We start from the raw sequence: 19960 nt of genomic DNA on the forward strand, positions 1-19960 counted from the left end.
AGCTCACCCACCGCGCACGAGCGCCCCTCGCCCCCCCCGGCGTTAGCGACGCTCCCTAAAAGCCGTTCTCCCGACTTGACGGGAGCTTCGATCACAGCCCATCGCCCGGGTGGGTGGGGCGGGGATGTAAAGGCGCGGCGGCCCGTATGGGCCGCCGCGCCGGTGGTGGGTGCGGGATGCGTTAGCCGGTCGCGCAGGTCGCGGTCGGTGTGGTGTTGTTGCCGTTCTTGTAGAGCGTGATGCCGAAGTTGTTGCCGTTGCCGTTCGGTCTGGCGGTGAGCGTGCCGCTGGTGCCGCTGATCGAGGCGTTCCAGCTGTTTTGCAGGCTCTGGCTGCCGTTGGTGCGGATGGTCACGACCCAGTTGCTGCTGCCGCTGACCGAGAACGTCGTGTTGAAGCGGTCACTCCACTCGTCGGCGCGGCTGACGCTCACCGAGCAGCCGCCACCGCCGGGGTTGCTGGTGGTGGGCCCGGGACCGGGATTGCCGCCGCCACCGCCCTCCCGGACGGTGATGTCGGAGCTGCCGCTGCTCTGGTAGCCCTCGGTGGCCATGATCTGGTAGGCCCAGCTGGAGCCGAGGTTCATCCCGGCACGGGCCCAGGCGTCGAAGTGGTTGGCGGTGGTGATGGTGCCACCGGTGCGCTTCGACTCGCGGACGCTCCAGTACTGGTAGAACGTAGCGGTGCCGTCGATCGACGGCTGGTTGACCCGCTGGCTGCGGTAGATGCCGTACGTGCTGCCGTCGGTGGTGACGGAGCCCATCCGGGTGGCGCCGCTGCTCGGGTTGTAACTGCCGAAGTTCTCCACGACGTAGTACTCGATGAGCGGGTTGCGGGTCCAGCCGTACAGGGCGAGGTAGCTGTTGCCGTTCGGGCTGTAGCTGCCGGAGTAGGTGACCGTCCGCCGGCTACCGGTGGACCAGCCTTTGCCGCCGACCCAGTTGTTGGTGCCGCTGCCCCAGTTGCTGGAGTACCGGCCGTCGGCGCGCAGCGTCATGCTGGCGTTGCCACTGTCTTTCCAGAACGAGAAGAAGAACCCGTTGTGCGTGCCGGTGGTGTTGGAGCTGACGGTCCGGTCGGCCTCGGCGTAGGCGTTGGTCGCCATCACCGTGCCACCGACGGCCAGCACCGCGGCGCAGGCGCCGCCGATGAGCATCCTGATACGGCCGCGTCTGCGGCTGCTGGGGTGGGCGGGGACGTCGTTCATGTGGGGTGTTTCCTCCTCGTGAGCGCTGGCGGGGCGGTCAGGCACCGTGATGCGCGCCGGCGGCCGGGGGAACGGCCGCGGTGCCGGCGGCGCACGACGCGGCGGGCTGGCCGGTCGACGAGCAGAGGACCAGGTCCCGTGGGGTGACCTGGATCGACAGCAACTGATGCCTGCCGATGGCACAGTATTGTTTCGGCCCCGTCACCTTGTCAACGGTTCCCGGAACATTTACGAAACCTATCCGGGGCGGTACGCCGCTGGGGTAGCTCTTGTTGCTGGTCAGCGAGGCGGTGCCGGACGATCGTCGGCCGACCAACATTGACCGAAACTTTCGGAGAGTTTCCGGACGCCGGTGGCCACCGCGCTAGGTGGCGCTCCAGTCGCGCCAGGCGTCCACGGCCACCCGGATGACCGGACCGGGCACCTCCACGGCGCGGTACTGCTCGTACTTCTCCCGCAGCAGGCCGGCCACACGCTCCACAGTGGATGGCTCGGCGGTCACCACGGCGAGGCCGTCGGCGCGTACCCACCACAGCGCCGACCAGTCCTCGTCCCAGTGGTGCGCCAGCATGGTCACCCGCGGGTTGGCGCGGATGTTGTCCAGCCGGCGCAGCGCGCGGCTCCGCTTCGGTTTGGCGTCGACCGCCGACCACACCGTGTCGCCGTCCACCGCGAACGTCACCGGCACCACGTGCGGCGCGCCGTCACTGTCCACCGTGGCCAGTGTCGCAACCCGGGCGGCGGCGAAGCGGTGGCGGGCGGCGATGTCCACAAGACCTGACGCTACTCCGCGCCGGACTCCGGCGGCGCGCTCCAGACCATCGTCACGACGCGCTCGAAGTTCAGGTACCCCGCACGCTCGAAGGCCCGCGCCATCGGCACGTTGGCGACGTCGGTGGCGGCCCGGATGCGCGGCACCCCTTGGCCCGCCAGGAAACGGGTGGCCTCGCCGAGCAGGTCGTCGATGTATCCGTTGCCGCGGTGGGCCGGGCGCACCGCGATGTATCCGATGATGGGTCCGTAGTCGTTGCGCGCCGGGCACGCGAACCCCACCGGCTCGCCGTCCGGCAGCGTGCCGACCAGCCACCACTCGCGCGGGCTGCGGTAGTGCGCGAGCTCACGGTCGAAGTGCTCGCGCGCCGCCTCGCGCGGCGGCATCGAGCGCAGATCGTCGCGGCTGTGGGCGTCGAGCGTGCCCTCCAGCACGTCGATCATCAGCCCCACCATCTCGTCGGCGTCGCGCACCGGCCGAAACGCCAGCCGCCCGCGCGGCTCCGGCAGCGGCGTGCCCGGCCGCCACTCGAACCGCAGCCGCTCCACCAGCGGCCGCGCACCGGTGCCGGCGAGGATCGCCATCCGCTCCTCGACCGGCGCCGGTCGGTCCGCCCAGTCGGACGGCACCATGCGCAGGTACTCCGGCGGCTCCCGGCCCGCCGGCACGACCGCGGCCATGGCCGCGGCGACCAGCCGCTCACCCACCGCCCGCCGGTCCGGCACCGCCTCATCAAGATCAAAAAGATCGAGCAGCAGTGGTACGGGCTCCGACTCCCTGCCCCACCAGGCGATCCGTGCCACGACACCGTCGCCTCGGGTGGCGACCCACATCCACGCGGCACGCCGCCGGCCGATCGCGAGGTCGTCGGCCAGCTCCTCGTTGAGCACGTAGGGCAACGAGTTGAACAGCCCCAGCTCTTCCGGCCCGCTGATCGGCCGGATCGTCAGTTCGTCGGTCAAGGCTCCAGTCTCCACCGAACCCACACAGTCCCGACAACCGATTTATCCGGTTCCGTTACAGCCGAGTCGATCACTGTGGCTACCGTCGAGGCATGGCGAGAGGGTTGACGTTGCTCTGCTGGGCGGTGGCCGCACCGGGCGTCCTGTGGGCGGCCGTGCGGCTGCTGGGCGTGGAGCGCGGGCCGCTCGTGCAACTGCTCGCCTTCACCCCGTACGTGGCCGGCTGGAGCCTCGTCCCCGTCGCGCTCGCCCTCGCCCTGCGGCGCTGGTGGCCGGCGGGCGTCGCGCTCGTCGCCGCGGTGGCGCTGATCGCGGTCGTGGTGCCGCGGGCGATCGGTGGCGCGTCCCACACCGAGGGCCCCACGCTCCGCGTGCTCACCGCCAACCTGCTCGCCGGCGCGGGTGACGCGGAGACACTCGTGCGGCTGGTGCGCGAGCACGAGGTGGACGTGCTGGCGGTGCAGGAGTTCACGCCTGCGGCGGCCGAGCGCCTCGACGCGCTCGGGCTGGCCGAGCTGATGCCGCACCGGCGGCTCAACCCGATCGCCGGCACCGAGGGATCCGGGCTGTACTCCCGTTTTCCGCTCACCGGCACCGGCGTACGGCAGAACGGGGGCGGCTTCACCCAGGCGTACGGGACACTCACCGCCCCCGGCGCGGCACCGACCACAGTGGAGTCGGTGCACCCGGCGGCCCCGTACTCGCTGGGCCGGCTGAGCACCTGGGAGCGAGACCTGGACGGGCAGCCGCGGGCCACGCCCGAGGGTCCGGTGCGCATCCTCGCCGGCGACTTCAACGCCACGCTCGACCACGCGCCGCTGCGCCGGCTGATCGCCTCCGGCTACCGCGACGCCGCCGACGCGGCCGGCGCGGGGCTCACCGGCACGTGGGGGCCGTACGACGGGGATCGCATCCCGCCGGTCACCATCGACCACGTGCTGGTGGACCGCCGCGTCGGCGTACGCGACGTGTCCGTGCTGCGCCTGCCGGGCAGCGACCACCGCCCGGTCTACGCCGAGCTGGCGCTACCGCGCGGCGAGGTGGGCGGGTGAGAGCCCGTACGTGAGCGCGTCGACGAGCGCGTGCCAGCTCGCCTCGACCACGTTCTCGTGTACCCCCACCGTGGTCCAGTCACGGCCGCTGCCGTCGACGGTCTCCACGAGGACCCGCGTGACCGCGCCGCTGCCGTGGCTCCCCTCGAGGATCCGCACCTTGTAGTCGGCGAGCTCGAAGTGGGCCAGCGCCGGGTAGTGCCGGCGCAGCGCCACCCGCAGCGCCTCGTCCAAGGCGTTGACCGGGCCGTTCCCCTCGGCGGTGGCGATCACCCGCTCACCCCGTACCCGGACCTTGACGGTGGCCTCGGAGACGACCGCGCCGTCTTCGCGGTGCTCGACCTGGACCCGGTAGGACTCCAGGGCGAACGGCTTCGCGGTGCTCTCGCCGGGCAGCTCGGAGCGGACGAGCAGCTCGAAGGAGGCGTCCGCCGCCTCGAACGACCACCCGCGCGCCTCCATCTCCTTCACCCGGCCGGTGACCGTCGAGAGGGCTTCCGGATGGCCGGCCAGGTCGAGCCCGAGCTCGCGGCTCTTGAGCTCGATGCTGGCCCGGCCGGCCATCTCGGTCACCAGGATCCGCATGTCATTGCCCACAATGGACGGTTCAATGTGGTTGTACAGGACGGGATCCACTTTGATCGCGCTCGCGTGCAGCCCCGCCTTGTGAGCGAATGCCGCGGCCCCGACGTAGGCCTGGTGGGTGTCGGGGGCGATGTTGGCGATCTCGGCGATGGCGTGCGAGACGCGCACCATCTGTTCCAGGCAGCCATCCGGTAGGACGGGCAGCCCGAGCTTGAGCTGGAGGTTGGCGACGACGGCGAAGAGGTCGGCGTTGCCGGGGCGCTCGCCGTACCCGTTGGCGGTGCACTGGAAGTGCTTCACCCCCGCCTCGACCGCGGCGATCGTGTTGGCGACCGCGCAGGAGGTGTCGTTCTGGCAGTGGATGCCGAGGCGCTCCGGTCCGACGCCGAGGCGCTCGACAAGCTCGCCGATCGCGCCGGTCACCCGCGACGGCAGCATGCCGCCGTTGGTGTCGCACATCACCACGACCTCGGCGCCCGCCTCGAGCGCGGCGGAGACCACCGAGGAGGTGTACCCGGGGTCGTAGCGGTAGCCGTCGAAGAAGTGCTCGCAGTCGAGGAAGACCCCCCGCCCCTCGGCCACGAAGTGGGCGACGCTGTCGCGCACCATGGCCAGGTTTTCCGCGCCGCTGGTGCGCAGCGCCCGCTCCACGTGGCGGATGTCCGACTTGGCGACGAGACAGACGGCGGGCGTCTCGGCGTCGAGCAGGGCGCGCACCTGGGGGTCGTCGGCGACGGCGAGGCCGGCCTTGCGGGTCGCGCCGAACGCCACCAGCACCGCGTGTTTAAGGGGTAGCTCGTTGCGGGCTCTGGCAAAGAACTCGGTGTCCTTGGGCATGGCACCCGGCCAGCCGCCCTCGATGAAGCCGACGCCGAACTCGTCGAGCAGCTTCGCCACGGCGAGCTTGTCCACGACGGAGTAGCTGATCCCCTCACGCTGCGCCCCGTCACGGAGCGTGGTGTCGTACACCTGGAAGGTCATGGCTTCTTCCTCTCCTGTTCCAACAAAAAGACCCCCCGCGGTCGCGGGAGGTCTGCGCGCTCGGCGTGAGGGGTGCCGGCGCGCTAGGTGCCAATAATGAGGGCGAGGTGGGTCACGAGGAAACACTCTGCCACTGTGCCGGCACGTTTGGAAAGCAAGGTCCACATCTCGGGAAGGTGTCGCCGGGGCCTGTCTCCTGGACCTCGGTGGTGCGGCCGGGTTAGGTGAGCCTCGATATGGGGTACGTCCGGGGTTGGAAGGAGTGATAGCCGTGAACAGGTTCGACCCGTGGACGTACCGTGACGACGCCGGCGTGACCGGCGCGGACCTCGTCGGCTACAAGGTGGAGGCGACCGACGGCAGCATCGGAAAGATCGACCGGTGCAGCTACGAGGTGAGCGCCAGCTACCTGGTGGTCGACACCGGGCCGTGGATCTTCGGCAAGAAGGTCATGCTGCCGGCTGGCGTCGTCAACAACGCGGACCACGAGGACCGCAGGGTGTACGTGGACCGGACGAAGGACGAGATCAAGTCCGCGCCCGAGTTCGACGAGAACACGTACACCGAGCAGGTCTACCGGGACAAGCTCGGCTCCTACTACGGCGGTCTGTACTAGCTCGTTTCCCTCCCTCTGAAGGACCGGGGCGTCCCCTCGACGGGGGGCGCCCCGGCTGTTGTGAGGGGTTACCGTGTCGAAGTGGATCGCACGCTCCCCTTCACCACCACCTTCAACTTCCGCGACGTCGGCGGCTACCTGGGCCACGACGGCCGCCCGGTCCGCTGGCGCCGCCTCTTCCGCTCCGACTCCCTGCACCGCCTGGACGGCGGCGACACCGAGGCGTTCGCCGCGCTGGGCGTCCGCACGGTGATCGACCTGCGCCGCCCGCGCGAGGTCACCCGCGACGGCCGCGTCCCCGCGTACGTGGGGCTCGGCTACCGCCACATCCACCCCGAGCACCAGGACTGGGATGAGATCCCGTTCGAGGAGGAGGTCGGCGTCGCCCGCTACCTCGCCAACCGCTACCACGACCTGGCCGAGCAGGGCGCGGCCGGCATCTGCGCCGCGGTCGGCGTGATCGCCGACGAGGGTGCCGCCCCGGTCGTCGTGCACTGCGTGGCCGGCAAGGACCGCACGGGTGTGGTGTGCGCGCTGACGCTGTCGGCGCTCGGCGTGAGCGACCAGGACATCGCCGCGGACTACGCGCTGAGCACGGCGGCGTCGGTGCGCTTCACGGAGTTCCTGCGCAGCCGCGCGGTCCGCTTGCAGGAGGTCCCCCGCCCGTACTTCTCCTCACCCGCCGAGGCGATGCTGCTGTTTCTGCGCGAGCTCCGCGAGCGGCACGGCTCGGCCGAGGGCTACCTGCTGGCCGCCGGCATCACGCCCGAGCAGCTCAGCGCCTTGCGCACCCACCTGCTGTCCTGACCGCCCGCTGTGGGACATCCCACCGCCGATTGACGGTCCTCGGCCGGGAGGCGACGGTGAGGGAATGAGTGAGGACGTGCCGGCCGAGGTGGCCCGCCTCCGCAACGCCATCTCGTGCGAGCTGTACGCGCAACTCGCCCTCCGCGGCGAGACGATCGACCAGGCGGCCGTGCCCGAGGTCGCGTACGCGGTGGCGATGCGCCTCCGCGAGGCGTTCACGATCGAGTGGGCGCCGCGCTGGGACGACGACCCGGACGACGACGGCTCGCTGGGTCTGGACGCCGCCGTCTTCCACGCCTCCGCCGTACCGGCCGCGGACCGCTACCCGATCTTCGACCACGGCTGGCCCCGCCACTGAGCGTCTCAGAGCCTCCCGCACACACACATCCGTCCGCCTAGCGGCGGCGCGACGGCGGCGGGTCAGGGGCAGGGCGCGGGCGATGACGCCGCCTGGGAAGGTCTGCTTGATCGGGCTCCGGGGACTGGTCCCCGCGCTGACCGTATACGTTCCGACGCGTGAGCCGGTTTCCTGCCTTGTCTGTGCTCGTAGCGGCCTTGTTGGCGGGTTGCTCGGCCGGGGACGCGCAGCCTGAGCCACCGTTCCCGCCCGATTCCGGCCTGCGCCCGGTGACCATGCCCTACGGCGACGGAATCGCCTACGTCCAAGAGGAAACCAGCGCGCAACTGCTGTGCCAGGCTCTCGATCCCGCGCGGTGGCGTGACGTGCTCGGCGCACCGGTGAGCCGGACGGTCCAGAACTCCCTCGGCAGGTCGCAATGCGTTCTCGACAACGCCTCCCTGGCGATGGAGGTGAGTACCGAACTGTTCTTGCTGGACGAGATCGGTCCTGGGCTGGAGACCGTTCACGGCCACCCGGCGCGTATCGGTGCCGACAGTGAAAAGGCGATGCACGGAGCAGCTGAACTGCTGCCGGCCGCGGCAGTGGGTCTGGACTCGCGAGAAGGGATGAACCTCTACGTCCGGGTCGTGGCCAAGCAGGGTGCCGAGCCGGGGCTGCCCGGCATCGTTCGCAGGACGATCGAGGCCCTGATGCCCGCGATCCTCGACGACAGGCCGAAAACGCCCGGCTGGCCGGTGCGGTTCGAACACACCGGGCCGGTAGAGGGCGTCGCACTGCTCGATCTACCCGCTCCCGTGCAGGCCAGGGTTCTGTGTTCGGCGCTGCACGACGATTCCGGGACCGGGCCGGCCGCCCACGAGGCCGACCTTGGCCGGACAAATGCCTGCTTGGTGGTGAAGTCCGGTGAGACGCGACAGGCAAGACTCGACATCGAGTACGAACTTCGCGACAGCATGGGAGGCGAATTCACGATCGCCGGCCTTCCGGCACGCGTGAACGACGACGAGGCAAGTATCGTCCTGCGTACTGTGCCGGGAGAACCGTCCGGCACCATTTACCACCTCCTCGTGTTACGGCGGCAGGGGCTTGGCGTGGCCGCGTTGCGTGTCTGGGCCGAGGCCATCGCGTCGCTGTTGCGGGTCGGTCCGGAGACCCCGATCTCGCCGGGACCCGCGGCAGCCGGCGAGGCGAAACGGGCAACGGCGTTCGCCTGCCCACCTCGCTTCGACGCCGATCCGGCCCTGCTGCGGCAGGGGCCGGTCATCCCGGTCGATGGTGGGGAGTTCACAGTCGCGACGTTGCCAACCGGGAAGATCGTGACCTGCGACACCAGCGACCGCTCGTCCGGCGAGTACGGCCCGTATCGGTTGCCAGCCGGAGCCAAGACCGCGCCCGCCGGAACGCAGAACGTCTCGGGCAGACCGGGCCACCTCGGCTGGGGCTGGGCCGCACCCGAGGTGGCAAAGGTCGAGATCGTGTTCTCCGGCGGCCAGGTCCTTCCGGCTCAGGTGGCCGGTGGCGCGTATGCCTACTACGCCCCGAACTCGGATTTCATGGCGAGACCGACCGTGCGTGCCTACGACGCGGCGGGCAACCAGATCGGTTGACCTCGTCGTCCGGCAAGGATTTTCGAAACAGGGCCTAGGCGGCCGCCGGCCACGCGGGGGCCGGGGTGAGATCGCGGGGCGCGGAGAGTGCGGCTAGAGGACGCGGTGCACCCAGCCGAAGGGGTCGTCGGCGCGGCCGCGCTGGATGGCTACCAGCTGCTCGCGCAGCGCCATCGTGACCTCGCCCGGGCCGCCGTCGCCCATCGTGAACTCGCCGTCGGGCGTGCGGACGACGCCGATCGGGGTGATGACCGCGGCCGTGCCGCAGGCGAAGACCTCGCGGAGGCGGCCGCTGGCCGCGTCGGCGCGCCAGTCGTCGAAGCTGACCGGGCGCTCCTCGACCGTGCGTCCCTCGCGGGCGGCCAGCGCCAGCACCGAGTCGCGGGTGATGCCGGGCAGGATCGTGCCGGTCAGCGGCGGGGTGGCCATGGTGCCGTCGTCGTAGACGAAGAAGACGTTCATGCCGCCGAGCTCGTCGACGTACTTGCGCTCGACCGCGTCCAGGAACACGACCTGGTCGCAGCCGTGCTCGATGGCCTCGGCCTGGGCGGCCAGCGAGGCGGCGTAGTTGCCACCGCACTTGGCCGCGCCGGTGCCGCCGGGTGCGGCCCGCGTGTACTCCTGGGAGATCCACACGGCGACCGGCTTGACGCCGCCCGAGAAGTAGGCGCCGACGGGCGAGGCGATCAGAACGTAGAGATACTCGAGCGCGGGTCGCACGCCGAGGAAGACCTCGCTGGCGTACATGAACGGGCGCAGGTAGAGGCTGCTGTCTTCGGTCGCCGGGATCCACTCGCGGTCGATCTCGACGATATGGTGCAGCGAGTCGAGGAAGACCTGCTCGGGCAGGTGTGGCATCGACATGCGCTCGGCCGAGATGTTGAACCGCCGGGCGTTGGCGTCCGGGCGAAACATCGTCACACCGCCGTCGGCCGCGTGGTACGCCTTCAGCCCTTCGAAGATCTCCTGCGCGTAGTGCAGCACCGCGGAGGCGGGATCCATCGGGATCGGGCCGCGCGCCTCGACCCGGGCGTCGTACCACCCTTTACCGTCGGCGTACCGGATCGTGACCATGTGGTCGGTGAAGATGCGACCGAAGCCCGGGTTGGCCAGCAGCGCGGCGCGCTCGGCGGCCGATACCGGCTGAGGATTCGGACGGATCTCGAAGTCGAGCTTGTCACCACCGCTCATCGCGCTGGAACCTCCGTAACTATGGGAGTGCAGGATACCCCGAACGCTCGTTAAAAGCGCGGGGGTGAAGAAGGGGGAAGAGGAGCGGCTACGCCGCGGCAGCGGCGGCGAGCCGGTCGCCGACCTCGGCGGTGCGCAGCGGGGCACCCGGGGTACGGGACGCCAGCTCGGCCGCGACCGCCTCGGATACTCGACGGGCCTCGTCCGCGTGGCCGAGGTGGTCGAGCAGGAGGGACGCCGACAGCACGGCCGCGACCGGGTCGGCCAGGCCCTTGCCGGCGATGTCCGGAGCCGAACCGTGGACCGGCTCGAACATCGAGGGGAACTCGCGCGACGGGTTGATGCATCCACTCGCGGCGAGCCCGATGCCGCCCGTGACGGCGGCGGCGATGTCGGTGAGGATGTCACCGAAGAGGTTGTCGGTGACCACCACGTCGTAGCGCTGCGGCTGGGTCACCAGGAACATGGCGGCGGCGTCGACGTGCTGGTACTCCGTCTCGACGTCCGGAAACTCGGCCTTGACCGCCTCGAAGGCGCGCGACCACAGCGAGCCCGCGTGGGTGAGGACGTTGGTCTTGTGCACCAGCGTCACCTTGCGCCGCTCGCGGCGCTGCGCCCGGCCGAACGCGTCGCGGATGACCCGCTCGACGCCGTGCCGCGTGTTGAGGCTCTCCTCGGTGGCGACCTCGGCGGGCGTGTCGCGGTGCAGCGAGCCACCGGCCCCCGCGTACAGCCCCTCGGTGCCCTCGCGCACCACCACGAAGTCGATCTCGCCGGGCTTGACCTGGGCGAGCGGGCTGGCGGTGCCCGGCCAGAGGCGGGAGGGGCGGAGGTTGACGTACTGGTCGAAGGCGAAGCGGAGCTTGAGCAGCAGGCCGCGCTCGAGCACGCCGGGCGGCACGGTCGGGTCGCCGACGGCGCCGAGCAGGATCACGTCGTGCTGGGCCAGCTCGGCGAGCACGGAGTCGGGCAGCACCTCGCCCGTGCGGTGGTAGCGGGCGGCGCCCAGGTCGTACTCCGTCGCGGTGACCCCGGGGAGCACGGCGTCGATGACCTTGCGGGCCTGCGCGACCACCTCGGTCCCGATGCCGTCACCGGCGACCACCGCGATGCGTGCCACGTCGAACCCCTCCGGCCTATGCATGCTCGTGCTGAAGGAACGTTAATCGCCCGTCTCGGTTCTCGGTACGCGAGTCCCAAGATTTGGTACACAGGTCTTTCTCAGGCAATCCCCATGATCCGGTCAACTTGAGGGCCTACCTTCTCCATCATGACGATCCAGCGGGCCCCGTTGCCGAGCCGAAGCGTCGCACGGGCGGCGCGACCCAGAGACGGGCGGGGGCGCGCCGACCTCTGGCTCGGCTACCAGGGTCAGGCCAACCGGCCGTTCGGGGCGGCCACCGCGGCCGCCACCGGCCGCCTGGTCGCCCGGCACGCGGTGCACACCTCGGCCGCCGACTTCTCGCTGATGCTCGTCGCGCCCGAGTGGATGACCCGCCGCACGGTCAGCCTGGCCATCGCCGACGCGGTCGCCGAGCTCCGCGCGATCGACGTGACCTACAGCCCGCTGCGCCGCGGCAGCCTGGTGTCGCTGCTGCGCCGGGGCGAGGTCACCGCGGAGGCATACCCGCCGCTCGCCGACATCGTGGCCCGCTGCGACGCGATGCGCGCGGCCACCGACGGGTGGTTCGACGCGTGGGCGGTGCCGGGCGGCTTCGACCCGGGCGGGCTGCTCAAGGGCTGGGCGGTGGAGCGGGCCGCGGCCCGGCTGCGGGCCGCCGGCATCAGCGACTACGCCGTGGTCAGCGAGGCGGATCTGACGGTACGGGGCAGCGCGCCGCACGGCGGGCCGTGGCGCGTCGCGATCCACGACCCGCGCGAGCCGCGCCGGGTGGCGATGGTGCTGGAGATGACCGAGGGCGCGGTCGGCACCTCCGGCATCACCGGCCACCGGGGTCACGTCGTCGACCCGCACACCGGAGCGACGGTGCGCCACGTCGGCTCGGCCGTGGTGACCGGTCCCGACCTGGCCATCGCCGACGCGTACGCCACGGCCCTCTTCGCCGCCGGGCCGGCGGGGCTGGGCTGGTTTCCCACTGTGGACGGTTACCGGATGCTCTTCGCCGACTGCCGTCCCGCCTGAGCCGGGGCGGTGACCACGTCACCGGCGCGGAGGCCGGCCCGGGATCGGGCACGAGAGCTCTACTCCAGGGGGTAAGGAAGATCAGCCTCCGCGGTCTCGGCAAGTGACCGCGGAGGCTGATCGGCAGTTCGGGTACGCGTGGCTCGCGCACACGGGAGGTGCGGAAACACACCTCGCCGGCCGCGTCACCCGAAGACCGGCCCACGCGGTGCGTAACCAAGTGAACACGCTATCGATTCGGGCCGACCTCGCGCAAGGCAAGCACCCCCCGCAGCGTGTCGCGCGGGGTGGGCACCCCCGATCGTTCACCGGATGGCAATATCTGTGCCCGTGAGTTTTGACCTCGTCGTGTGGGCCCTGGACGATGGCGCCACGCCAGCGGACGTACGGGCGGCGCATGAGCTGTGCCGCGAAGGTGAGCACGCGGAGGGCGAAGTCGACCGCCGGATCGGGGCCTTCTACGCCGAGCTGACCGCCCGGTACCCGGACAAGGAGCCGGTCCCGGACACTCCCTGGGCCGACACTCCCCTGCACGTCGCGACCGACCACGTGCTGATGTGCCTCACCGAGTCGTGCGCCGACGCCGTGCTGGAGGCGATCGAGCACTTCGCCGGCGAGTACGACCTCATGCTCCTGGACCTGCAGGACGGCACGGTCTACCCGCCGCCGAGCCGGGTCGTATGACGCCCTCGTGATCAAAGCTCCCCTCAAGTCGCTAGAACGACTTGAGGGGAGCTTTGATCACGTAAAGGTGGCTACTCGTCGCGCAGGTCGGCCGCGCTCGCCGCGGTCGCGCCGATCACGTCGGCGGACTGGGTGAGCAGCTCGGCACCGACCGAGGAGTCGACGGTGAGCGTCATCAGCGCCTCGCCGCCGGCCTCGCGCCGGGCCACCTGCATGGCCGCGATGTTGACGCCCGACTCGCCCAGGATCGAACCGATCGCGCCGACCACGCCGGGCCGGTCCACGTACCGGAAGAAGAGCAGGATGCCGTCGGCGGTGAGCTCGATGTCGAAGCCGTCGACCTCGGTGAGCTTGATGGTCTCCCGGGTGCCGCTGACGACCACCGTGCCGGAGACGCTGACCGTACGGCCGTCGGGCAGCGCGCCGCGGACGGTCACCAGCGTCGGCTCGTCGACCGAGTCGGCGAACGTGGCGAGGTCGACCTCGACGCCCCGGTCGGCCGCGAAGAGCGGCGCGTTGACGTACGTGACCTGCTCCTCGACCACCGAGGCGAAGAGGCCCTTGGTGGTGGCGAGCTTGAGCACCGAGACCTCGTTGGCCACGGCCTCGCCCCGCACCTCGACGGTCACGCTGGCGGCCACGCCACCGGCGACCGCGGTGAAGACCTTGCCGAGCTTTTCCGCGAGCGGGAGCAGCGGGCGCACGTCTTCGGCGACCACGCCGCCGGCCTGCACGTTGACCGCGTCCGGCACGAACTCGCCCTGCAGCGCCAGCTTGACGCTCTTGGCGACCGCGAGGCCGGCCTTGTCTTGCGCCTCGGCGGTGGAGGCGCCCAGGTGCGGGGTGGCCACCACGTTGTCGAACGCGAACAGGGGCGACGCGGTGCACGGCTCCTTCGCGTACACGTCGATGCCGGCACCGCCCACGCGCCCCTCGGCGATGGCGTCGGCGAGCGCCTGCTCGTCGATCAGCCCGCCACGGGCGGCGTTGACGATCCGTACGCCCGGCTTGACGATCGCCAGCTCCTTTTCGCCGATGAGGCCCACAGTCTCCGGCGTCTTGGGCAGGTGGATCGAGATGAAGTCGCTCTCCCGCAGCAGCTCCTCCAGCCCGACCAGGCGGACGCCGAGCTGGGCCGCGCGGGCCGGCTGCACGTAGGGGTCGTACGCGATCAGGCGGGTGCCGAAGGCGGCGATCCGCTGGGCGAAGAGCACGCCGATGCGCCCGAGGCCGACCACGCCCACGGTCTTACCCTGGACCTCCACCCCGGTGTACTTGGAGCGCTTCCACTCGCCGGCCTTGAGCGCGGCGCTGGCGCTGGCGGTGTTGCGCGCGACCGCGAGCAGCAGCGCGAGGGCCTGCTCGGCGGCGGAGACGATGTTGGAGGTGGGCGCGTTGACGACCATGACGCCGCGGGCGGTGGCGGCGGGCACCTCGACGTTGTCGAGGCCGACGCCGGCCCGGGCGACGACCTTGAGGCGCGGAGCCGCGGCGACCGCCTCGGCGTCGATCTGGGTGGCGGAGCGGACGATCACGGCGTCGGCCTCGGCCAGCGCGGCGAGGAGTGCTGGGCGGTCGGTGCCGTCGACGTGACGGACGTCGAAGTCGTGCGCGAGCACGTCGATGGCGGCGGGAGCGAGCTCTTCAGCGATCAGTACGACAGGAGTCAATGCGACGGGTGTCATCTGTCCTCGTAGGGTTTTGTGGGCGGGTTGGTGGCAGCGCGTCGACCTTGAGTGTGTGGCCGTGACAGCGCGCCGCTCTGCGCTCTGCGCCTCCCCGCGAGCGGACGGCTCTCGCGGTCTCCGCCCTCCGCCACACCGGCCGCCAGGACGCGACGATCGGCGCGGGGAAAGCGTGCGTGCCCTCTTCGGCGATCGTAGGCGCACGAGGACGCTCCGTCGCTCCCGCGTCGGCGTGAGCGCCCTCACAACCCTTTACAAATGCGACGTAACCGGCGCCTGACTCCGGCCTCTCCCGCCCGTCGCTCCGCCCCTCGCTCGGACCGGGCCCTGCCCGCCCCGGGGGCGCCTACCCGACCGGGTGCCGATCGATGTCGGCGAGCACCCGCCCCACCTGCCGGAACGAGGTCGCCTCCGAGCTGAGCGCGTCGAGGAACGTGCCGAAGGAGAGCGAGCCCACGGGCGGGTAGATCCGCTCGCGCGGCGGCTCCTGCCCCGGCGCCAGCGCGCCCTCGCTGACCATGAACTCGAGGATCGCCTCGCGCACGGCCGGCAGCGCGACCGGCGAGTGGTACAGCACGTTGAGAGCCTGCATGCGCATGCCCTTGACGTGGTCCTCGCCCTTGTTGTCGTGGAAGTGCGGGTTACGCGTCTCGATCTGCAACACCGGTACGGAGTGCGGCAGCACCTGCGTCGCGACGACCGGCAGCACGCCGCCGAACTGCTCGAACAGCTCGACGTACTCGAACGGCTCCACCGCGAACCCACCGGCCAGCCGCATCCGCATGCCGAGCTCGAGGCTGAGCGCGTGCTCGCCGGCGTTGCCGGTGGCGATCACCTCGGTGCCGAAGCCGGAGTACTCGGCGACGAGGCGGTTGAGGAACATGTTGGTGACCTCGGAGCTGCGGCCGCGCCGGCTGAAGAAGAGCCGGCCGTCGCGCAGCTTGGGCTTGGAGTGCCAGGAGATGCGGACCATCGAGTACGGGCTGTCGGCCGAGGCCAGGTGCAGGCCGGCCGCGTAGGCCTTGCAGTACTCGTTGACCGCGCCGGGGACGTAGTTGTCGGCGTCGACGTAGCCCAGGTAGCGGCGGCCGGTCATGGCGGCCATCGCCATGCCGATCAGCATCGCCTCGCCCTTACCGGTGCGGACCAGGCCTTCGTCGTCGATCAGCTCCGGCATGCCGGCCGCTTTGACCGCAGCGGCGAGGCCGGGGTCGCGCTGGTGTATCGCTATGGCCGGCCGTTCCGCCGAGCGGCAGAACTGCTCCAGGCTCTGCACCTCAATCTCGTACCGATCGACAGGCGTGCGAGCACTGTTACTCACGAGAATGATGAGGCAGTCGTGCGGAATTCCAGAGAGCACACCCTCAATTACTCTGCGTGTCTCATTCATGCACGGAATAACGACGACCAATTGCTCTTCGACCGCTCGCATGGCGTCGGGCGGCACCAACTGGCTATGGGATCCACCCTGGTCAGCGCCGCGTTGCGCGCCCGAGTCCAGCTCGATGACGCGCTGAAGCTCATGGATCCGGACGGCGCCGAAGCGCTCGGTTCGGTGCGGTTGCTCCAGACGCATGAATCGACGGTACCTGAGGGTTCGATTAAGTGCGCGTAAGCGAACACAGATTGGGGGGTGGGTGGGGGGCGCCGATCGTAATAGTTCCACGCGCGCAATGTGCTGGTAACGCAGTCTCGGCCAGATCGTGATCAAGGCGCCCCCCGGCGAACCGGAGAGCGCCTCGCATACAGCCGACTAGGCGGTCTCGGTGATCGGGCGGTCGACCCAGCTCATCATGGCCCGCAGCTTCTTGCCGGTGTCCTCGATCGGGTGTGCGGCGCCCTGCTCCCGATACTTGTTGAAGTTGGGGCGGCCGGCGTCGTCCTCGGCGATGAGCTCGCGGGCGAAGCTGCCGTCCTGGATCTCGCCCAGGATCCGGCGCATCTCGTCCTTGACCCGCTCGTCGATGACGCGCGGGCCGCGGGTGTAGTCGCCGTACTCGGCGGTGTCCGACACGCTGTACCGCATCCGGGCGATGCCGCCCTCGTACATGAGGTCGACGATCAGCTTGAGCTCGTGGAGGCACTCGAAGTACGCCACCTCGGGCGCGTAGCCGGCCTCGGTGAGCACCTCGAAGCCGGTCTGCACCAGCGCCGAAGCACCGCCGCAGAGCACCGCCTGCTCGCCGAAGAGGTCGGTCTCCGTCTCCTCCTTGAACGTCGTGGAGATGACGCCCGCCCGGGAGCCGCCGATCCCCTTCGCGTACGACAGGGCGAGCGCGAGCGCGTTGCCGCTGGCGTCCTGCTCGACGGCGACCAGGCACGGTACGCCCTTGCCGTCCACGTACTGGCGGCGGACCAGGTGACCCGGGCCCTTCGGCGCGACCATGGCCACGTCGACGTCGGCCGGGGGCTCGATCAGCCCGTACCGGATGTTGAGCCCGTGCCCGAAGAAGAGCGCCTTGCCCGCGGTGAGGTTGGGCGCGATGGACTCCGCGTAGATCTTCCGCTGCGCGGTGTCCGGCGCGAGCAGCATGATGACGTCGGCCCAGGCGCTGACCTCGGCGGGCGTGCCGACGGTCAGGCCCTGCTCCTGCGCCTTCGGCCGGCTCTTGGAGCCCTCCGGCAGGCCGATCCGCACCTCGACGCCGGAGTCCCGGAGGGAGAGCGCGTGGGCGTGACCCTGGCTGCCGTACCCGATGACGGCGACCTTCTTCCCCTGGATGATCCCAAGGTCGGCGTCGTCGTCGTAGAAGACCTCAGCGGCCATTTCTTCCCTTTCTTGGTTCGTTTCCGGGCGTCCGCGGTGCCCGCGGCCGCCGAACGATGTCAGGCGGCGCGCAGCGCCGGACCCGTGGTGATCGAACGCGAGCCGCGCCCGATGGCCACCATGCCAGACTGCACCATTTCCTTGATTCCGTACGGTTCGAGGTCGCGCAGCAGCGCGTCGAGCTTGTCAGCCGTGCCGGTCGCCTCGATCGTGAGCGTGTCCGGCGCCACGTCGACGACGCGCGCGCGGAAGAGGTTGACCGTCTCCAGCACCTGCGAGCGGACCGGGCGGTCGGCCCGGACCTTTACCAGGAGCAGCTCCCGCTGGACCGCCACGGTCGGGTCCAGCTCGACGATCTTCAGGACGTGCACCAGCTTGTTGAGCTGCTTGGTGACCTGCTCGAGCGGGGACTCCTCGGCGTTGACCACGATGGTCATCCGGGAGACCTCGGGGTGCTCGGTCTCCCCGACCGCGAGCGAGTCGATGTTGAACCCCCGGCGGGCGAACAGGCCGGCCACGCGGGCCAGTATCCCGGGCTTGTTCTCCACCAGAACGGAGAGCGTGTGCTTGGTCATCTATCGCTCAACCTCACAGGTCGTCATCGTCGAAGCTCGGGCGCATGTCGCGAGCGAACATGATCTCGTCGTTGCTGGTGCCGGCGGCGACCATCGGCCAGACCATCGCGTCCTTGCCGACCACGAAGTCGATCACGACGGGCGCGTCGTTGATCTCCATGGCCGCCTGGATGGTCTTGTCGACGTCGGCCGCGCTCTCGCAGCGCAGGCCGATGCAGCCGAGCGCCTCGGCCAGCTTGACGAAGTCGGGGATGCGGTGCTTGTGGGTGCCCAGGTCGGTGTTGGAGTAGCGCTCGCCGTAGAAGAGCGTCTGCCACTGCCGCACCATGCCGAGGTTGCCGTTGTTGATGATGGCGACCTTGATCGGGATGCTCTCCAGCGCGCAGGTGGCCAGCTCCTGGTTGGTCATCTGGAAGCAGCCGTCGCCGTCGATCGCCCACACCGTGGTGTCCGGCTTGCCGACCTTGGCGCCCATCGCGGCCGGGACCGCGTACCCCATCGTGCCGGCGCCGCCGGAGTTGAGCCAGGTGTGCGGCTTCTCGTACGAGATGAACTGGGAGGCCCACATCTGGTGCTGGCCGACGCCGGCGACGTAGACCGCGTCCGGCCCGGCGATCTCGCCCAGCCGCTTGATGACGTACTGCGGGGACAGCGTGCCGTCGGTCGGGTCGTCCCAGCCCAGCGGGTACCGCTTGCGCAGGTCGTCGAGCTGGGCCCACCAGTCGGTGCGGTCGCCGGTGCGGCCGGCCGCCCGCTCGGCCGAGACGGCCTGGATCAGCTCGTCGATGACGTGCCGCGCGTCGCCCACGATCGGCACGTCGGCGGTGCGGTTCTTGCCGATCTCGGCCGGGTCGATGTCGGCGTGCACGATCGCCGCGTCCGGCGCGAACGAGTCGAGCTTGCCGGTCACCCGGTCGTCGAAGCGGGCCCCGAGCGCGACCAGCAGGTCGGCCTTCTGCAGCGCGTACACCGCGGCGACCGTGCCGTGCATGCCGGGCATGCCCAGGTGCTGCGGGTGCGAGTCGGGGAACGCCCCGCGCGCCATCAGCGTGGTCACGACCGGGATGCCGGTCAGCTCGGCCAGCTTGCGCAGGCTGTCGGTGGCCTCGGCCTTGAGCACGCCACCGCCGACGTACAGCACGGGGCGGCGGGCCGAGCTCATCAGCCGGGCGGCCTCGCGGATCTGCTTGCCGTGCGGGTGCAGCGTCGGCCGGTACCCGGGCAGCTCCAGCGTGGGCGGCCAGCTGAACGTGGTCTGTGCCTGCTGCACGTCCTTGGGGATGTCGACGAGGACCGGCCCGGGGCGTCCGGTGGAGGCGAGGTGGAACGCCTCGGCCAGCACCCGCGGGATCTCGTCCGCCGTGGTCACCAGGTAGTTGTGCTTGGTGATCGGCAGCGTGATGCCCTGGATGTCCGCCTCCTGGAAGGCGTCCGTGCCGATCGCCGGCCGGGACACCTGGCCGGTGATCGCGACGATCGGCACCGAGTCCATGTACGCGTCGGCGATGGCGGTGACAAGGTTTGTCGCGCCCGGCCCGGAAGTGGCGATGCAGACGCCGACCTTGCCGGTGGCCTGCGCGTACCCGGTGGCGGCGTGCCCCGCGCCCTGCTCGTGGCGGACCAGGATGTGCCGGACGGAGGAGTCGTAGATCGGGTCGTACGCCGGCAGGATCGTGCCGCCCGGTATGCCGAACATCACCTCGACCCCGAGGGCCTCGAGCGACTTGACGAGGCTTACCGCGCCGGAGACCTTGGCGGGGGCGGGCGGTGCCGCGGAGGTGGCGGCGTTGGCCGCGGCGGCGAGCATCGCCGGCGACGGTGCGCGGTGGGCGAGGGTCTCAGGTGTTGGTCTCGTCATGGCGTTCAGCCCTCTGGCTCGTGGTGGTGGTCTCGGGGTCACATCGGCTTTTTGCAAGGCACAAAAAAGGCCCGCGTGCGAACGCACGGGGCCAGCGCACTCTCCGA

The 19960-nt window shown here is 70.6% G+C and carries 19 protein-coding genes; 8 read left to right on the top strand and 11 right to left on the bottom strand.

Features of this window, described 5'->3' with window-relative positions:
- Positions 1 to 181: 181 nt before the first annotated feature.
- The 3 genes from RB614_RS32035 to RB614_RS32045 form a co-directional block, all read right to left on the bottom strand.
- On the bottom strand, positions 182 to 1207 hold the full coding sequence (locus RB614_RS32035; protein ID WP_308716417.1) for a glycoside hydrolase family 11 protein: 1026 nt from the start codon (positions 1205 to 1207) through the stop codon (positions 182 to 184).
- A 364-nt stretch (positions 1208 to 1571) separates the two neighbouring features.
- Positions 1572 to 1979, bottom strand: a complete 408-nt coding sequence (locus tag RB614_RS32040; protein ID WP_308716418.1) for a TIGR03668 family PPOX class F420-dependent oxidoreductase — start codon at positions 1977 to 1979, stop codon at positions 1572 to 1574.
- An 11-nt stretch (positions 1980 to 1990) separates the two neighbouring features.
- Entirely contained in the window at positions 1991 to 2941 is a 951-nt protein-coding gene (locus RB614_RS32045) for a GNAT family N-acetyltransferase (RefSeq protein ID WP_308716419.1), read from the bottom strand.
- Between the two features lie 92 nt (positions 2942 to 3033).
- Between RB614_RS32045 and RB614_RS32050 the strand changes: the two genes are divergently transcribed.
- Entirely contained in the window at positions 3034 to 3993 is a 960-nt protein-coding gene (locus tag RB614_RS32050; RefSeq protein ID WP_308716420.1) for an endonuclease/exonuclease/phosphatase family protein, read from the top strand.
- Here RB614_RS32050 and cimA read toward each other — a convergent pair.
- On the bottom strand, positions 3967 to 5559 hold the full coding sequence (gene cimA, locus RB614_RS32055) for a citramalate synthase (protein WP_308716421.1): 1593 nt from the start codon (positions 5557 to 5559) through the stop codon (positions 3967 to 3969). The two genes, RB614_RS32050 and cimA, sit on opposite strands and share 27 nt — an antisense overlap.
- A gap of 253 nt (positions 5560 to 5812) precedes the next feature.
- On the opposite strand from cimA, the gene RB614_RS32060 reads away from it, so the two are divergent.
- From RB614_RS32060 to RB614_RS32075, 4 genes are all read left to right on the top strand, one after another.
- Positions 5813 to 6175 (top strand): PRC-barrel domain-containing protein, encoded by a 363-nt coding sequence (locus RB614_RS32060; protein ID WP_308716422.1) that lies wholly within the window; start codon positions 5813 to 5815, stop codon positions 6173 to 6175.
- A gap of 81 nt (positions 6176 to 6256) precedes the next feature.
- On the top strand, positions 6257 to 6982 hold the full coding sequence (locus RB614_RS32065) for a tyrosine-protein phosphatase (RefSeq protein WP_308716423.1): 726 nt from the start codon (positions 6257 to 6259) through the stop codon (positions 6980 to 6982).
- A 64-nt stretch (positions 6983 to 7046) separates the two neighbouring features.
- On the top strand, positions 7047 to 7340 hold the full coding sequence (locus RB614_RS32070; protein ID WP_308716424.1) for a hypothetical protein: 294 nt from the start codon (positions 7047 to 7049) through the stop codon (positions 7338 to 7340).
- A gap of 158 nt (positions 7341 to 7498) precedes the next feature.
- Complete coding sequence (locus tag RB614_RS32075) at positions 7499 to 8950, top strand: hypothetical protein (protein WP_308716425.1); 1452 nt, start codon at positions 7499 to 7501, stop codon at positions 8948 to 8950.
- 93 nt (positions 8951 to 9043) lie between these two features.
- Here the strand turns inward: RB614_RS32075 and RB614_RS32080 are convergent, their stop codons facing one another.
- A complete protein-coding gene (locus tag RB614_RS32080; RefSeq protein WP_308716426.1) occupies positions 9044 to 10141 on the bottom strand; it encodes a branched-chain amino acid aminotransferase in 1098 nt (365 codons plus the stop codon).
- Between the two features lie 88 nt (positions 10142 to 10229).
- Positions 10230 to 11285 (bottom strand): 3-isopropylmalate dehydrogenase, encoded by a 1056-nt coding sequence (locus tag RB614_RS32085; RefSeq protein WP_308716427.1) that lies wholly within the window; start codon positions 11283 to 11285, stop codon positions 10230 to 10232.
- Positions 11286 to 11411: 126 nt separating this feature from the next.
- Here RB614_RS32085 and RB614_RS32090 point away from each other — a divergent pair, with 126 nt between their 5' ends.
- Both RB614_RS32090 and RB614_RS32095 read left to right on the top strand, forming a co-directional pair.
- Positions 11412 to 12284: an FAD:protein FMN transferase gene (locus RB614_RS32090; protein WP_308716428.1), complete on the top strand. Its 873-nt coding sequence runs from the start codon at positions 11412 to 11414 to the stop codon at positions 12282 to 12284.
- A 330-nt stretch (positions 12285 to 12614) separates the two neighbouring features.
- Positions 12615 to 12968 (top strand): hypothetical protein, encoded by a 354-nt coding sequence (locus tag RB614_RS32095; RefSeq protein ID WP_308716429.1) that lies wholly within the window; start codon positions 12615 to 12617, stop codon positions 12966 to 12968.
- A gap of 71 nt (positions 12969 to 13039) precedes the next feature.
- Here the strand turns inward: RB614_RS32095 and serA are convergent, their stop codons facing one another.
- Positions 13040 to 14638 (bottom strand): phosphoglycerate dehydrogenase, encoded by a 1599-nt coding sequence (gene serA / locus RB614_RS32100; protein WP_308716458.1) that lies wholly within the window; start codon positions 14636 to 14638, stop codon positions 13040 to 13042.
- 361 nt (positions 14639 to 14999) lie between these two features.
- On the bottom strand, positions 15000 to 16181 hold the full coding sequence (gene mpgS, locus RB614_RS32105; protein ID WP_308716459.1) for a mannosyl-3-phosphoglycerate synthase: 1182 nt from the start codon (positions 16179 to 16181) through the stop codon (positions 15000 to 15002).
- Here mpgS and RB614_RS32110 point away from each other — a divergent pair.
- Complete coding sequence (locus RB614_RS32110; RefSeq protein ID WP_308716461.1) at positions 16110 to 16268, top strand: hypothetical protein; 159 nt, start codon at positions 16110 to 16112, stop codon at positions 16266 to 16268. The genes mpgS and RB614_RS32110 overlap by 72 nt on opposite strands.
- A gap of 138 nt (positions 16269 to 16406) precedes the next feature.
- On the opposite strand, the gene ilvC is transcribed toward RB614_RS32110, so the two are convergent.
- From ilvC to RB614_RS32125, 3 genes are read right to left on the bottom strand one after another with little or no spacing between them, the layout of a single operon-like run.
- Positions 16407 to 17420, bottom strand: a complete 1014-nt coding sequence (gene ilvC, locus RB614_RS32115; protein WP_308716430.1) for a ketol-acid reductoisomerase — start codon at positions 17418 to 17420, stop codon at positions 16407 to 16409.
- Between the two features lie 59 nt (positions 17421 to 17479).
- Positions 17480 to 17995, bottom strand: a complete 516-nt coding sequence (gene ilvN / locus RB614_RS32120) for an acetolactate synthase small subunit (RefSeq protein WP_173041747.1) — start codon at positions 17993 to 17995, stop codon at positions 17480 to 17482.
- Between the two features lie 13 nt (positions 17996 to 18008).
- Positions 18009 to 19853 carry an acetolactate synthase large subunit gene (locus RB614_RS32125; protein ID WP_308716431.1) on the bottom strand — a complete coding sequence of 615 codons (1845 nt, stop codon included), beginning with the start codon at positions 19851 to 19853 and terminating at the stop codon, positions 18009 to 18011.
- Between the last annotated feature and the right edge of the window lie 107 nt (positions 19854 to 19960).

This window comes from Phytohabitans maris, assembly GCF_031085175.1.
GTDB classification, from domain to species: Bacteria; Actinomycetota; Actinomycetes; order Mycobacteriales; family Micromonosporaceae; genus Phytohabitans; species Phytohabitans maris.

Bases quoted from the DNA above. Each gene is read 5' to 3' on its own strand.
- RB614_RS32080 (WP_308716426.1), bottom strand. From the start codon at position 10,141: ATGAGCGGTGGTGACAAGCTCGACTTCGAGATCCGTCCGAATCCTCAG.
- RB614_RS32085 (WP_308716427.1), bottom strand. From the start codon at position 11,285: ATGCATAGGCCGGAGGGGTTCGACGTGGCACGCATCGCGGTGGTCGCC.
- RB614_RS32090 (WP_308716428.1), top strand. From the start codon at position 11,412: ATGACGATCCAGCGGGCCCCGTTGCCGAGCCGAAGCGTCGCACGGGCG.
- RB614_RS32110 (WP_308716461.1), top strand. From the start codon at position 16,110: ATGGGATCCACCCTGGTCAGCGCCGCGTTGCGCGCCCGAGTCCAGCTC.
- RB614_RS32125 (WP_308716431.1), bottom strand. From the start codon at position 19,853: ATGACGAGACCAACACCTGAGACCCTCGCCCACCGCGCACCGTCGCCG.
- cimA (WP_308716421.1), bottom strand. From the start codon at position 5,559: ATGACCTTCCAGGTGTACGACACCACGCTCCGTGACGGGGCGCAGCGT.
- ilvC (WP_308716430.1), bottom strand. From the start codon at position 17,420: ATGGCCGCTGAGGTCTTCTACGACGACGACGCCGACCTTGGGATCATC.
- ilvN (WP_173041747.1), bottom strand. From the start codon at position 17,995: ATGACCAAGCACACGCTCTCCGTTCTGGTGGAGAACAAGCCCGGGATA.
- RB614_RS32070 (WP_308716424.1), top strand. From the start codon at position 7,047: ATGAGTGAGGACGTGCCGGCCGAGGTGGCCCGCCTCCGCAACGCCATC.
- RB614_RS32035 (WP_308716417.1), bottom strand. From the start codon at position 1,207: ATGAACGACGTCCCCGCCCACCCCAGCAGCCGCAGACGCGGCCGTATC.
- RB614_RS32050 (WP_308716420.1), top strand. From the start codon at position 3,034: ATGGCGAGAGGGTTGACGTTGCTCTGCTGGGCGGTGGCCGCACCGGGC.